Annotated in this window: 12 protein-coding genes; all 12 read left to right on the top strand. The window is 65.1% G+C overall.

Annotated elements, in window-relative coordinates; translation table 11 throughout:
- Nucleotides 1-150 precede the first annotated feature (150 nt).
- Nucleotides 151-2,307 carry a type II and III secretion system protein family protein gene (locus KZJ38_RS33335; RefSeq protein WP_425518393.1) on the top strand — a complete coding sequence of 719 codons (2,157 nt, stop codon included), beginning with the start codon at nt 151-153 and terminating at the stop codon, nt 2,305-2,307.
- 76 nt (nt 2,308-2,383) lie between these two features.
- Complete coding sequence (locus KZJ38_RS33330) at nt 2,384-2,677, top strand: hypothetical protein (RefSeq protein ID WP_219801279.1); 294 nt, start codon at nt 2,384-2,386, stop codon at nt 2,675-2,677.
- A gap of 55 nt (nt 2,678-2,732) precedes the next feature.
- Nucleotides 2,733-3,935 (top strand): CpaE/TadZ family protein, encoded by a 1,203-nt coding sequence (locus KZJ38_RS33325; protein WP_219801278.1) that lies wholly within the window; start codon nt 2,733-2,735, stop codon nt 3,933-3,935.
- Between the two features lie 79 nt (nt 3,936-4,014).
- Nucleotides 4,015-5,391, top strand: coding sequence for a TadA family conjugal transfer-associated ATPase (locus KZJ38_RS33320; RefSeq protein WP_219801277.1), 1,377 nt, complete (start codon nt 4,015-4,017; stop codon nt 5,389-5,391).
- Between the two features lie 35 nt (nt 5,392-5,426).
- Nucleotides 5,427-6,404, top strand: a complete 978-nt coding sequence (locus KZJ38_RS33315) for a type II secretion system F family protein (RefSeq protein WP_219801276.1) — start codon at nt 5,427-5,429, stop codon at nt 6,402-6,404.
- A gap of 106 nt (nt 6,405-6,510) precedes the next feature.
- On the top strand, nt 6,511-7,467 hold the full coding sequence (locus tag KZJ38_RS33310; RefSeq protein WP_219801275.1) for a type II secretion system F family protein: 957 nt from the start codon (nt 6,511-6,513) through the stop codon (nt 7,465-7,467).
- Between the two features lie 133 nt (nt 7,468-7,600).
- Complete coding sequence (locus tag KZJ38_RS33305) at nt 7,601-8,125, top strand: TadE/TadG family type IV pilus assembly protein (RefSeq protein ID WP_219801274.1); 525 nt, start codon at nt 7,601-7,603, stop codon at nt 8,123-8,125.
- 4 nt (nt 8,126-8,129) lie between these two features.
- The gene (locus KZJ38_RS33300; protein ID WP_246641900.1) at nt 8,130-8,828 is read left to right on the top strand and encodes a TadE/TadG family type IV pilus assembly protein; all 699 of its coding nucleotides are present in this window, start codon (nt 8,130-8,132) and stop codon (nt 8,826-8,828) included.
- Between the two features lie 106 nt (nt 8,829-8,934).
- Nucleotides 8,935-10,314, top strand: coding sequence for a vWA domain-containing protein (locus KZJ38_RS33295; protein ID WP_246641899.1), 1,380 nt, complete (start codon nt 8,935-8,937; stop codon nt 10,312-10,314).
- 64 nt (nt 10,315-10,378) lie between these two features.
- Nucleotides 10,379-10,672, top strand: coding sequence for a hypothetical protein (locus KZJ38_RS33290; RefSeq protein WP_219801273.1), 294 nt, complete (start codon nt 10,379-10,381; stop codon nt 10,670-10,672).
- A gap of 123 nt (nt 10,673-10,795) precedes the next feature.
- Complete coding sequence (locus KZJ38_RS33285; protein WP_219801272.1) at nt 10,796-12,103, top strand: patatin-like phospholipase family protein; 1,308 nt, start codon at nt 10,796-10,798, stop codon at nt 12,101-12,103.
- A gap of 115 nt (nt 12,104-12,218) precedes the next feature.
- The gene (locus KZJ38_RS33280; protein WP_219801271.1) at nt 12,219-13,556 is read left to right on the top strand and encodes a hypothetical protein; all 1,338 of its coding nucleotides are present in this window, start codon (nt 12,219-12,221) and stop codon (nt 13,554-13,556) included.
- The last annotated feature ends 20 nt before the right edge of the window (nt 13,557-13,576 follow it).

Raw genomic sequence — 13,576 nt, 5'->3', positions numbered from 1 at the left:
CATCGAAAGCGCGCCGGGCGAAAGCAAAGAACACAAGCAACGAACGCAGCAACAAACACAAGCAACAAATACAAGTACCAAACACCAGCCAGCACGCAACAGGCGGTTATCACATAAGCGGTAAAAGCAGCACGTGAACGGGGGAAGGACATGAACGCGAAATCGGCTCGTCTGGCGCATCGGTCGCAAAGACGCGAAGCGAGGAAGCAACGGCCGGCGGCGGCGCGCTTTGCGCTGACCGTCATGTTGGGGACGCTCGGCGCGTTCCTGTGGGTGCTGCCGACCGCGCAGGCCGAAGGTCTCGGCGACCGTACCTCGGCGACCGGCATGATCGGCGCGGCGCCGGGCGCGGCCCTGCAGGTCGCCGCAATGCAACCGAACGACGTGCCGCTGCCGCAAGCGCCGCTGACGGTCGCGGCGAACGCCACAGCCCGCGCGGCCGGCGCATCGTCCGGCAACCTCGCGATGGTACGCGGCGGCAAGGGTCCGAACTGCACGGGCGAGGTCGGCGACCAGAGCACGGTGACCGTGCCGCTCGGCAAATCGACACTCGTCAATCTCGGCGAGCCGGTTCGTCAGCGCACGGTCGGCAACCCGGCGATCGTGCAGACCATGCTGGTTTCGCCACAGACGCTTTATCTGCTCGGCTCGGACATCGGCACGACGAACATGATCGTGCAGGGCAAGAGCGGCTCGTGCAGCGTGATCGACGTCGTGGTCGGCGCCGATCCGGCCGGGCTGCAGCAAACCATTCTCAAGCTGATGCCGAACGAACGCGGCGTGCAGGTGATGGCGGCCGGCGACGCGCTCGTGCTGACCGGCACCGTCAGTGACGCAACGGTCGCCGCGCGCATCGTCGAACTCGCGCACGCGTTCACGGCGCGGCCGAATTCGGCGCTGCCGCCGCCGTCCGCGCATGCCGCCGCGGCCCCGGCGGGCGCAGGCCCTCTGCCGATCCCGGGCCTCGTGCCCGTGGGCCTCGGTGGCGGCGCGGCGCCGGCACTCGGCGGTGGCGCGGACAAGTCGCAGCGCGTGATCAACATGATGCATATCGCCGCGCCGCAACAGGTGATGCTTGAAGTCAAGGTAGCCGAAGTATCGAAGACACTCATCGATCAGCTCGGCGCGCAGGCGAACCTGCAAGGCAGTATCGGCACCTGGAGCTTCGGCATTCTCGCGCAGTTCCTGTCGGGCGGCCTTGGCATCGCGGCCGCATCGAAGGCGAACAACCTGCCGCTCAATCTCGCGATCGACGCGCAGAAGACCGACCAGCTCGTGAAGATCCTCGCGGAACCGAACCTGATGGCGATCAGCGGCCAGGAAGCCAGCTTCCTCGCGGGCGGCAAGGTGTTTATCCCGGTCCCGCAAAGCAACGGCAGCGGCGGCACAACGATCACGCTGCAGGAAGAGCTGTTCGGCGTCGGCCTGACGTTCACGCCGACCGTGCTCGAAAACGGCCGCATCAATTTGAAGGTCGCACCGGAAGTGTCGGAACTGTCGCCGACCGGCGTTGCGGTCAGCGCGGGCGGTGTGAACAGCACGGCGATCCTGCCGCTCATCACGACACGCCGCGCGACGACCACCTTGCAGGTCTACGACGGCCAGAGTTTCGCGATCGGCGGCCTGATGAAGAGCAACGCGACGGGCACGATCAAGGCGCTGCCCGGCATCGGTGAAGTGCCGGTGCTCGGCGCGCTGTTCCGCAGCACGAACTTCCAGGAAGACAAGACTGAACTCGTGTTCATCGTCACGCCGCGTCTCGCGAAGCCGCTGCCGAAGGCGTACCCGATGCCGACCGACACCTTCGCGAACGTCAACGAAGGCATGGTGTACGCGACCGGCAACATGGAAGGCAGCAAGCCGGTAGCGCCGGCGGCGCCTGCGGGTGTGCCAGCGCGGGTGCCCGGTACAGCGCCTGCAGTTGCTCCGGCGCCGGAGCCGTCAGGCAGAGTGCCGGCCGGCAACGGCATGCCGACAACGCAAGCGGCGCCGCAAACCGTGGGCGCAGCGGGCGTCGTCGCAAACGCCATCGGCAATACGCCGGCAACGGGCACCGCGAACCTGAATACAACGGTTTCTCCGGTTGCGCCGCTGAACGCGCCGCCTTCGCCCGCGCCGCATCCCGGTCCATCGAACGATGCCGCCGCACCGCCGGTTGCAAGCCTGCCGCCTCAGCAGGCGCGCATGGAAGCGCCGCCCGACGCGACGCAAATGACACGAACCATGGCGACCGAAGAACCGCGCGTCGACAGCCAGCCGCTCGCCGCGCAAGTGGATACAGCACAAGCTCCGGCGACGCCGCAGTGACCTGGCCGATCGCTTACGTACTGAAACGTCGAAGTACCGAAACACCGAACAGCTAGCTGTACAGACGGAGACCACCATGAACACATACCCAATCCTGCTGCGCATCGCGGTGAGCCTCGGCGCGTGCGCCGCGCTCGGCGGATGCCTGTCGTCGACGCCCGCATGGGACCGCAACTTCGGTTACTCGGTCGCCACGATCCGGCAGATGCAGACGCTGAACCCGAACGCATCGGACAACACCGATCCGGTCGCGGGCGTCGACGGCCGCGCCGCCGATGCCGCGCAGACCGCGTACTACAAGTCGTTCACCGCGCCGACGCCGCCGACCAATGTCTTCACGATCGGCGTCGGCGCGGGCGCGGCCAACTAAACAGCGTGGTGGCCCGGGCGGGCTAAGCCTGCACCGGTGACGACGGAGAGCCAATATGATCGATATTCTTCTGGTTTCGGCAAACGACGCATGCGCGAAGGAAATCGGCGCGCAACTGCGCAACAGTGGCATCGCGCACACGCTGCATAGCGAAGCGGGCGCGGCCAAAACGCTGGCGCGGCACGCGGGGTCCATCAAAAAGGCCGATCTGCTGATCATCGAAGACAGTCATCTCGCGGCCGCCGATCTCGCCGCGATCGAGGAAGCGAGCGCGCATGCGCCGCACCTCGCCTGCATGCTCGTCACGTCCGCGCTGTCGACCGACATGCTGATGGCCGCGATGCGCGCGGGCGTGCGGCACGTGCTGTCATGGCCGATCGATCCGACCGCGTTCGCGCGCGAACTGTCGCATGTCGCCAGCAAGAAGCACGCGCATACGCGGCGCGCCGGACGCGTGTTGTCGTTCGTGGCCGGCAAGGGCGGTTGCGGCACGACGCTGATTGCGACGAACGTCGCCTACGCGCTCGCGGCCTCGCGCGACAAGCGCGTGCTGTTTGTCGATCTGAACCAGCAGTTCGCCGATGCGAGCCTGCTGCTGTCGGACAAGGCGCCCGCCGCGACGCTGTACGACCTCGGCACGCAGATCGACCGGCTCGACGCGGCGTTTTTCGAAGCCTGCGTGACGCGCGTGCATCCGAATCTCGACGTGCTGGCGGGCGCCGGCGACCCGGTGAAGGCAGGCGAACTGCGCGCGTCTCATCTGCAGCGCGTGCTTACGCTCGTGCGCGATCAGTACGACATCGTGCTGTGCGACGTCGGGCAAAGCATCAACCCGCTGTCGATTCATGTGCTCGACCAGAGCGATGCGCTCGGCGTGGTGCTGGCGCAATCCGTACCGCATCTGCATGCGACGCGGCGTCTGATCGATCTGTTCGGCCAGCTCGGCTATGCGCCGAGCAAGACGCGGCTCATCGTCAATCACTACGACAAGCGCGAGCAGGTCGGGCTCGAGGCGATCGCGCGCACGCTCGGCGCGAAGCCCGTGCACGTGCTGCCGCACGACGCGAAAAGCGCGCGCCACGCGGTGAATCAGGGCGTGCCGCTCTACACGGTGGCGAAGAACGGCGCGCTGACGAAAAGCATCGACGCGCTCGCGACGCTGCTGTGCCCCGCTGAAACAACGCAGGAGAAGCGGATTTTCCCGCGCTTTTTCGCGGCGAAGCCAGGCGCGCGGCAGCAACTGAAGCCGAGTCATTGAACTGACGAAGACGAGCGGCACAACCTCGCCAAACGCAACCTCGCAAAACCAGAAGCCGAACACGAAGCCGGAGACCAGCATGTCACTGCGCGAACAACTCCTGATGCAAAGCGATCTTGTTGCCGATACGCCGGCCGCGAGCCAGCCCGCCGCGTCGTCGCAGGATACGAAGGCGGCGCGCCAGGCGTATCAGCAGCTCAAGATGAGCATCCACCAGACCATCATCGAGCGTGTCGAACTGGACAAGCTGCAGCGGCTGTCGCCGGAGCAGGTCAAGCGCGAGCTCGCGCAGCTCGTCGAGCGCATCGTCGACGAAGACAAGGTGCCGATGAACGAGCTCGAGCGCAAACGGCTCGTGCAGGACGTGCAGGACGAAATGCTCGGTCTCGGCCCGCTCGAACCGCTGCTGAACGACCCGACCGTCTCCGACATTCTCGTCAACACATTCCAGCACGTGTACGTCGAGCGGCGCGGCAAGCTCGAACTGACCGACATCACGTTCTACGACGACGCGCATCTGATGAAGGTGATCGAGCGCATCGTGTCGCGTGTCGGCCGGCGCATCGACGAGTCGACGCCGATGGTCGACGCGCGCCTGCCCGACGGCTCGCGTGTCAACGCGATCATTCCACCGTCGGCGATCGACGGGCCGCTTGTGTCGATCCGCCGTTTCGCCGTGAATCCGCTGACCGTCGACGACATGCTGAACAACCGCAGCTTTACGCCCGCGATGGCGCAGCTGCTCGAAGCGCTGATCAAGGCGAAGCTCAACGTGCTGATTTCGGGCGGCACCGGCAGCGGCAAGACGACGCTGTTGAACCTGCTGTCGGGCTTTATTCCCGGCGACGAACGCATCGTGACGATCGAAGACGCGGCCGAACTGCAATTGCGCCAGCAGCATGTGCTGCGCCTCGAGACGCGGCCGCCGAACATCGAAGGCAAGGGCGAGATCTCGCAGCGCGCGCTCGTGCGCAACGCGCTGCGGATGCGCCCCGACCGCATTGTGCTCGGCGAAGTACGCGGCGGCGAAGCGCTCGACATGCTGCACGCGATGAACACGGGCCACGAAGGATCGATGGCGACGCTGCACGCGAATACGCCGCGCGATGCGCTGACGCGCCTCGAAAACATGGTGTCGATGGCCGGTATCGCGATGCCCGCGAAAGCGATGCGGCAGCAGATCGCATCGGCGGTGTCGGTCGTCGTGCAGGCCTCGCGTTTGACCGACGGACGCCGCAAGCTGATGAGCATTCAGGAGATCACGGGCATGGAAGGCGACGTGATCAACACGCAGGAGATCTTCATCTTCAAGCGCACCGGCGTCGACCAGGACGGCACCGTGCGCGGCTATTTTTGCGCGACGGGCGTGCGGCCGAAATTCTGCGATCGCCTCGCCGCATTCGGTCTGTCGCTGCCGGACAACGTATTCGATCCGGCACGGCGCTTCGAAGTGTAGCGGGCGCAATAACAAACGGAGGCAAGGAGCGGAATATGGACACGTCGTTTATCGGCTTCGTGGTGCTGCTGTTCATCGCGACCGTGCTCGCGATCGAAGGCCTGTATTTGTGGTGGCACGGCAAGCACGGCGCCGAGGTCAAGCGCGTGAAGGCGCGCATGCACGCGCTCACGATGCCCGCGGACGGCGCCGGCGGCCCATCGTCGATCCTGAAGAACGGCGGGCTGCACGACGCATCGTTCACGGCGCGCGTGCTGATGAGCCTGCCGCGCGCGCAGGCGCTGCAGCGTTTGCTTCTGCAGGCGGGACTGAACTGGACGGTCAAGCGCTTCTTCGCCTATGTCGCGGCCTGCGCGGGCGGCGCGTTCGCGGTCGCGCTCGTCATGCACCAGCCGCTCGTTATCGCGATCGTGCTCGCGGTGTTCTGCGCCATGCTGCCGTGGTGGGTCGTGCGTCACAAGCGCGCAAAACGCATGAAGCGGCTCGAACAGCAACTGCCCGAAGCGGCCGACCTCGTCGCGCGCGCGATGCTGGCCGGCCACTCGTTTCCAAGCGCGCTCGGCATGGTCGGCGACGAGATGCCGCAACCGCTCGGCGGCGAATTCAAGCTTGCGTTCGACGAGATCAACTTCGGCGCATCGATGAGCGACGCGCTGCAAAACATGGTCGCGCGCGTGCCGCTCGACGATCTGCGCTATTTCGTGATCGCCGTGCTGATCCAGCGCGAAGCGGGCGGCAATCTCGCGGAGATTCTCGGCAACATCAGCAACATCATCCGCGAACGGTTGAAGCTGCTCGGCAAGGTGCGCGTGCTGTCGGCCGAAGGGCGGCTGTCCGCGTGGATCCTATGCCTGATGCCGTTCGTGCTCGGCGGCGTGATCACGATGATCAACCCGGGGCTGATGCGGGTGTTCTGGACCGACGCGACCGGCATGAAGCTCGCGAGCGCCGCGATGACGTTCATGCTGTTCGGCGTGTTCTGGTCGCGCAAGATCGTGCGGATTCACGTATGAGATCGATGTTCACACCACGGCTGCGACCCACGCCGTGCGGCCATGATCGCAGCCACGCTTGCAGCGGGATGCGACGAATCAACGGGGGCGGGGCAACCCGAAGCTTATGAGAATCGACCAGATTGCGGTGCTCGCACTGTTGTTCCTGATCGTGTTCGGCGCCGTGTTCAAGGGCATGAGCCTGTTGCGGCCGGACCCGTTGAAGCGCCGTATCGGGCAGATCGGCGCGCAGGGAGCCGCCGGCGAAGCAGACGCGCAACAGGACGACGGCAGGTGGATCGAGAAGATCGCGCAGGTGTCGTCGCGCGTCGCGAAGTTCTCGTCGCCGCAGGAGAACTGGAGCGACTCGTTGCTGCGCGTGCGCTTTCTGAATGCGGGACTGCGCAGCGAAGCCGCGCCGGCCATCTATTTCGCCGCCAAAACGGTGTTCGCGCTCGCCTGGCCGGCGCTCGCGCTGCTCGCGCTTGCGCCGAAACTGCATGGCATGCCGACGATGTTCGTGCTTGCGATCGTGCTGGGCGCCTCGGCATTCGGCTTTTACCTGCCGAACGGTGTGCTCGCGCGGCTGATCGAGCGCCGCAAACTCGCGCTGTTCGAAGACCTGCCCGACGCGGTCGACCTGATGACCGTCTGCGTCGAAGCAGGGCTCGGCTTCGACGCAGCGCTTGCGCGCGTGACCGAAGAAATCGGCACGCGCAGCAAGGCGCTGCGCGACGAATTCGAACTCGTGCTGCTTGAGCTGCGTGCGGGCTCGGGCCGCGAGAAGGCGCTACGCAATCTCGCGCTGCGCACCGGCGTCGAGGATATCGACACGCTCACGACGATGCTGATCCAGGCGGACCGCTTCGGCACGAGCATCGGCGATTCGCTGCGTGTGTACACCGACAATCTGCGCACGAAACGGCGCCTGCGCGCGGAGGAGAAGGCCGCGAAAATCGCGCTGAAACTGCTGTTTCCGCTCGTCTTCTTTATCTTCCCGACGCTGCTGATCGTGCTGATCGGACCTTCGGCGATCCAGACGGTACGCATGCTGGCGCCGGCGATGCGGCATATCTCGGGCTGATGCGCAACGCGCCGCCAACGCGACGATGCGAGGAGAAGCGAACATGAAAAGACCCCAGCCGGCATGTGCCACGAAAAAAGCGGCCACAAAAGAAGCGGTCACAAATGAAGCGGCCACGCAAAAAGCGCCGCCCATGTCGTCATCGCGCGTGCCGTCATCAAACGATTGTTCGCGAAAACGACGGACGCGGCAGCGCGGCGCGGCCGCCGTCGAATTCGCGCTAATCGCGCCGTTGCTGTTCCTGCTGTTATTCGTCGCGATGGATTTCTGCGTCTCGCTGTGGGTGAACCTGACGATGCAATACGCGGTGCGCGAAGGGGCACGCTACGCGGTGACCGGGCAAAGCAACCTCGACCCGAACGCATCGAGCCAGAAGCGCTACCTCGCGGTGATCCAGGAGATCAAAAACAGCTCGATGGGCCTCTACGACATGGTGTCGCCGAGCTACACGATCACAGTGAACGGCAAGTCGAGCAGCTACGCGTCGCAAGGCAGCTACTCGAACTCGATGTTCGGCAATCCGGGCGACATCATCGTGCTGCAGATCAATTGTGCGTGGCCGCTGCTGACGCCGCTCGCGCGGCCGTTCTTCGCGAACGGACTGTACACGTTCAGCGTCGCCGCGACGATGCGCAACGAAGGTTTCTCAGGAGGTTGAAGAAATGGACCATCCGACAAACCACCGAGACCTCAACCCGAATCCGGAGCGCGGCGCGATGCGCAGCGCGAGCCGCGTCGCAAAGCGCTTCTCGAAGCGCCGCGAGCGCGGCGCGGCCGCCATCGAAATGGCGCTGCTGCTGCCGATTCTCGTCGCCATCGCGCTGCCGGTAGTGGACTTCGCGCGCAACATGCAGGCGCAAATGATCCTGATCAACGTGAGCCGCGAGGGCGCGAACCTTGCATCGCGCGCGTCGCTGACGTTCCCGATGCAAACGATCATGTCGTCGCTGAGCATGACCACGCCGCCGCTCGATATGACCGCCAACGGGATGATCTACATCACCGAGATTATCGGCAACAACGGCTGCGATGCGAGCAACAACAACTGCACGGGTGTGGTCGTCGCGCAGTATCGCTGGAACAACGGCAAATACACGGCGGCGGCAAGCAAGCTGTGGAACTGCGGCAGCAGCGGCACGAAATGGGCGACGGACGGCACCGGCGGCTGTTCGGGCCTGCCGAGTCCCGGCAAGACATCGCCGGAAGTCAGTTTGTTGAAGGGGCAACTATCGAACGGGCAGATCGCGTATGCGGTTGAGGCTTATTACTACCAGCCGCCGCTGATCGGCGCGCTGAACCTCGGTCCGATATTGAAGACGCCGGCACTGTCGCCGGATCTGTACGCGATGACCGTTTTCTGACCGGCATGACCGGCGGATACGCCCGGATACACGGGCCGGACATGAACGAAGCATGAACGAAGCGTGAACAAGGCATAAGCGAAGCAGGAGCAAAACGGGGGATGCCGTGAAAGTTACAGCGAAAAAGCGCCAGCAAGGCGCGGTTAGCATTATCGTCGTGATGTCGCTCGCGGCGTTGCTGGCGGGGCTCGGACTCGCACTCGACGCTGGCCTCGGCTATATGGTGAAGGCGAAACTCGACGCGGCGGCGGATGGCGCGGCGATCGCGGCGGGTCAGGCCGTGACCCGCGGCAACACGCCGGACCAGCAGAAGGCGAACGCGCAGCAGGCGGCCACCGCGTTCTTCAATGCCAACTATCCGGACGGCTTCCTCAACTCGAAGCCGACGCTGCAGACGCCGTCGGTCACCTTCGACAAGGGCACGGTGACGATCGATATCGCCGCACAGGCGCAGGTGCCGACCACCTTCACGCAGCTGATCGGCTTCAAGACGCTGAACGTGGCGACGTCGTCGGAGTCGATCCGCCGCGACCTCGATATGGCGTTCGTGGTCGATACGACGACTTCGATGAACAGCACGGCGGTGCAAAAAGCCGTTCGCGCCAGCTCGATCGATTTCCTCAGCAATTTCGACGTGACGAACGACCGGGTCGCGCTGATGCACTTCGCGACCGGCACCGTGGTCGACGTGCCGTTCAAGGCGGCGAACGCGCGCGGCTTCGACCGTTCGACCATGACCACAAAGATCAACGGTTACTCATTCAACGGCAACACGAACTCGGAAGAAGCGCTGTGGAACGCGCGCTGGCAACTGAACCACGTGATCACGCAGCCGTCGAGCCTGCGCGTGATCGTGTTTTTCTCGGACGGCGCGCCGAACAGCTTTTCGTCGACGTTTCCGATGACAAAATCGAGCTGCAAGACCAACACCGGCACGATCGTGTCGTCCGACGACAAGCCGTCCGGCTCAGGGCAGCAGGACAACCCCGGCGGCCTGTATGCGCTCGGCGTGCAGACGAGCCAGGCGCTGTCGGGCACCTGCTATGACAACACGGCGGCCACGGTCGATCATCTGCCGGCGAACTACAACGCGCATGCGGCGTCCGAGCCCAGCATCACTTTCCCGATTGTCACGAACACGCCACGCGTGGTCACGCAGGATATGAACGGCGCGAGCTACACGGTGCGTTACCGGAACATCAACCGCGCATCGCGCAACCTGCTCGAATCGATGGCGGCGCAGGCGCGCTCCGAAGGCATCTTTGTGTTCGCGCTCGGCTACGGTCCATTGTTGACGGTCGGGAAAGGCGCGGATGGCGAGCAGGGGCAGGACATCCTCAAATGCATCGCGAATGTGCCGGATGGCCCGTCGCGCTGCTACAACCCGAAGCAGCCGGTCGGCGTGTACTGTTATGCAGCAACGACCGATGACCTGAGGCCCTGTTATTCGCAGATCGCGTCGCAGATTCTGCGGATTTCGAAGTAGGCGCGCATGCCGGCAGCGGGAACCAGGCAACTGGAAGCATGCAGCTGAAGCAGCCAGTCGACACATGCAAGCGAAGCAAACGGTGACCGCCGTGCAGAACGCGAACAGCGAAGACAGTGAAGACAGCGCGAGCCCTGGCGAACGCCCACAGGAGAAACGGACGATGCGAATGATCGACGAAACAGTGCGCTTCACGACCTTGCTGGCGGAAAACTCGCTGAACCCTGCAGCGCCGCGACGCGCGCGTCTGACCTGGCGCCGCGCCGGCGCGGCGTGCATTGCGCTGCTGAAAGGATTGGCCTGGATGGCTGCCGCCGTCGCGTTGCTGTTCTTTGCCTACCACCTCGTCGGACACTGACGCGGCCTCCCGTCTGCGCCTTGCCGGCGGGCCGCGCCGTGCGTCACCTGGCTGCGCGCGGCGGGAGAGTGCGCTATCGTGACTGCCTCATTGAAGGCAACGTTTCGTCAACGGAGACGCGCGATGGCAAAACAGGCAGCGGGGGGCGGCGGGGGCGCGCCGCGCAAACCCGCCGACCGGGCGGGACACGAGCAGGAAGCGAAACAGGCGAAACAAGCGGGACAAGCGGGACAAGCGGAACAATCCGATCAAGCAGAACAATCCGATCAAGCGCCCCGTACCCGACGGCGCGCCGACATTCCCGGCCAGGTCGTGCTCGTGCTGCAAGGCGGCGGCGCGCTCGGCGCGTATCAGGCCGGCGTCTTCCATGCGCTGCACGACGCGGGCATCGAGCCCGACTGGGTGATCGGCACCTCGATCGGCGCGATCAACGGCGCGATTATCGCCGGCAATCCCGGCGAAAAACGTCTCGAGCGGCTGCACGAATTCTGGCAGCGCGTCACCTGGCAGGGCGGCTGCGGGTTCGGCGCGGGCGGCGGCATCAACGAATGGCCGCCGGGCTTCTGCGGCCTGCCCGTCAGTGTGGCCGAGTGGCTGCGCGATCTGTCGGTCGTCACGCATGGCATTCCGTCGTTCTTCACGCCGCGCGCCGATGCATGGTTCGGCCTCTACGGCGCGGTCGGCCCCGAGCGCGCCGCGTTCTATCACACGGAGCCGTTGCGTGAGACGCTCGCGTCGCTCGTCGATTTCGATTTCCTCAACGCGCGGCAGATGCGTCTGACGGTCGGCACCGTCGGTGTCGCGAGCGGCCATATGCATTACTTCACGAACCGCGACATGCCGCTCGCAGTCGATCATGTGATGGCGTCGGCCGCTTTTCCACCGGGCTTTCCGTCGGTACGCATCGGCGGCGAAGCTTACTGGGACGGCGGTATTTATTCGAACACGCCGCTCGAAGCGGTGCTCGACGACAGGCCGCGCCGCGATTCGGTCATCTTCACGGTGCAGCTTTGGCCCGTGCATGGACCCGAGCCGGCCTCGATACGCGAGGCGATGACGCGGCAGCGCGACATCCAGTATTCGAGCCGCGCGGAAAGCCACCTCGAGCGGCAGAAGCAGATTCACAATCTGCGTCATGTGATTCGCGAGCTGGGCACGCATATGACGAAGGAGCAGCGCGAAAGCGACCCGATCAGGCAATTGCTCGACTGGGGCTGCGGCACGACGATGCAGGTGATCGAACTCGACGCGCCGCGCTCGTGCGGCCACGACCTGCACAAGGACATCGACTTTTCCGCGACCGGCATCGAGCGGCGCTGGACGGCCGGCTACGAGGACACACGCAGCATGATCGCGCGCGAGCCATGGCGGGTCGCGCTCGACCCGATGGAAGGCATCGCGATTCATCGCTCGGATCCGGCGTCGGTGTGAGCTGCGAGGCGCGCTGACAAAACGGAAGTGTGCGGGTATCGCAATGGCGCGCCGCGGTTTTCGTAGCATGAAGGCGTCGATGCACTTGCGTCCTTGACTGCACGGAGGAACCGTTATGCCACGCATCGGAGGAGAAGGTTTCCGGCCGCCGGGAGCTCACCCCGAGCCTCCACCGCAACAGACGACGCGGCCGCCTGCCGGACCGCAAGGCACTCACGAACCGCAGCCGAGGCATGGCGGCCCCTCATGGACGACGCTGTCGCCGGCGGGCATGTCCGGCGGCCGCGTTGTTTCGGGGCATGCGGGGCGCTCGACGGGATGGCGCGAGTCGTATGCACTGCCCCGGCTCCCGGACGCGTACGTATCGACGGCTGACGCCGGTGTGTTCAAGGACGCGCAGAGCGGGCAAGCGTTCATCTTTCACGACTACCGCGCGTATGCGGTCATGCGCGCGCCGAATTCGCCGAACTGGGTGCTGACAACGCCTGGCAATCCTCTGGAGCGAGGCGGCGTCCTGCAGCGCAGTGCGGGCGGCGACTGGATACTGCATGGCGATTCAGCAGGGCCAGCCGGTGCGGGAACGGGTTCGGAGCGAACCAGCCCGGCGCAGCTCTCATCGCCGCCCGGGCCGCTCGAAAGAATGACGGAGTTTATGCTTCGATATCCCGGCGCGGATGCCAGTGCAGTGGCGCGTTCATATGGCGCGAGCGGCGACGAGATCAGGCAGATCGCCGCGAAGCTGGCGCCGGTGGTGCAGGCGTGGCACGCGCTGCAGCAGGGCGGGGTACAGATCAGACCTTCCGTGATCGTCGGGCCGCTCACCGAGCGGGAAAGACAATTCGTTCAGAAGTGGCGAAGCACATTGCCGACCAGCCGTCTCGCGACGATCATGGACAAGCCGACGGAAGTGATCGACGCATTCGTTCGCGCGCATCGTCGCCCCGTCACGGCGCCGCCGCCTCAGCCGCTCACGCACGGTATTCTCGACAATCTCGCGCGGGCGGAATGGAAGAGCGTGGCAGACGCCGATGTGTCAGGCGGACATCGTCCGCCACGCGTGGCGTACACCGAGCAGGCGATGAAATTTGTTGAGCGATGGCGCGGGGAGTTGTCCGACCGTAGTCTGTCGATCCTGATGACGCTCCCCGATGAAACGCTCGAGCAGCTTGCCCAACAGAGTCGATCTTCGCCACAGCGAGCTTCCGTTGCAACGGGCACATCAGCGGCGGAAAACAGGCCGTTGTCCGCGCAGCCGGCGCCTTCCCGTCCGTTGTCGCCGCAGCCTGGACCATCCGGCCATCATGGGCCGCTGACCAGCGAGCAGGAAGCGCAGATTATGAAACTCAGCGAGTGGGGGATGTCGCCGCCGACGATAGCGATGTACATCGGGAAGCCGCGTGAGGCGATCAACACGTTTCTCGATAGCGTTGCGCGCGGATCGCATCACAAATAACGTCGCCAGCGCGTGCCGCC

Origin of the sequence: Paraburkholderia edwinii (genome assembly GCF_019428685.1) — a bacterium.
In the GTDB taxonomy this organism is placed as follows: Bacteria; Pseudomonadota; Gammaproteobacteria; order Burkholderiales; family Burkholderiaceae; genus Paraburkholderia; species Paraburkholderia edwinii.
The sequence above is the reverse complement of the archived record's forward strand: the minus strand, read 5'-3'. Positions and strand labels throughout refer to the sequence as shown.

Excerpts from the sequence above, each read along its gene's own strand:
- KZJ38_RS33335 (WP_425518393.1), top strand. The coding sequence starts at position 151 with ATGAACGCGAAATCGGCTCGTCTGGCGCATCGGTCGCAAAGACGCGAA.
- KZJ38_RS33320 (WP_219801277.1), top strand. The coding sequence starts at position 4,015 with ATGTCACTGCGCGAACAACTCCTGATGCAAAGCGATCTTGTTGCCGAT.
- KZJ38_RS33315 (WP_219801276.1), top strand. The coding sequence starts at position 5,427 with ATGGACACGTCGTTTATCGGCTTCGTGGTGCTGCTGTTCATCGCGACC.
- KZJ38_RS33305 (WP_219801274.1), top strand. The coding sequence starts at position 7,601 with ATGTCGTCATCGCGCGTGCCGTCATCAAACGATTGTTCGCGAAAACGA.
- KZJ38_RS33330 (WP_219801279.1), top strand. The coding sequence starts at position 2,384 with ATGAACACATACCCAATCCTGCTGCGCATCGCGGTGAGCCTCGGCGCG.
- KZJ38_RS33325 (WP_219801278.1), top strand. The coding sequence starts at position 2,733 with ATGATCGATATTCTTCTGGTTTCGGCAAACGACGCATGCGCGAAGGAA.
- KZJ38_RS33290 (WP_219801273.1), top strand. The coding sequence starts at position 10,379 with ATGCAAGCGAAGCAAACGGTGACCGCCGTGCAGAACGCGAACAGCGAA.
- KZJ38_RS33285 (WP_219801272.1), top strand. The coding sequence starts at position 10,796 with ATGGCAAAACAGGCAGCGGGGGGCGGCGGGGGCGCGCCGCGCAAACCC.
- KZJ38_RS33280 (WP_219801271.1), top strand. The coding sequence starts at position 12,219 with ATGCCACGCATCGGAGGAGAAGGTTTCCGGCCGCCGGGAGCTCACCCC.
- KZJ38_RS33310 (WP_219801275.1), top strand. The coding sequence starts at position 6,511 with ATGAGAATCGACCAGATTGCGGTGCTCGCACTGTTGTTCCTGATCGTG.
- KZJ38_RS33300 (WP_246641900.1), top strand. The coding sequence starts at position 8,130 with ATGGACCATCCGACAAACCACCGAGACCTCAACCCGAATCCGGAGCGC.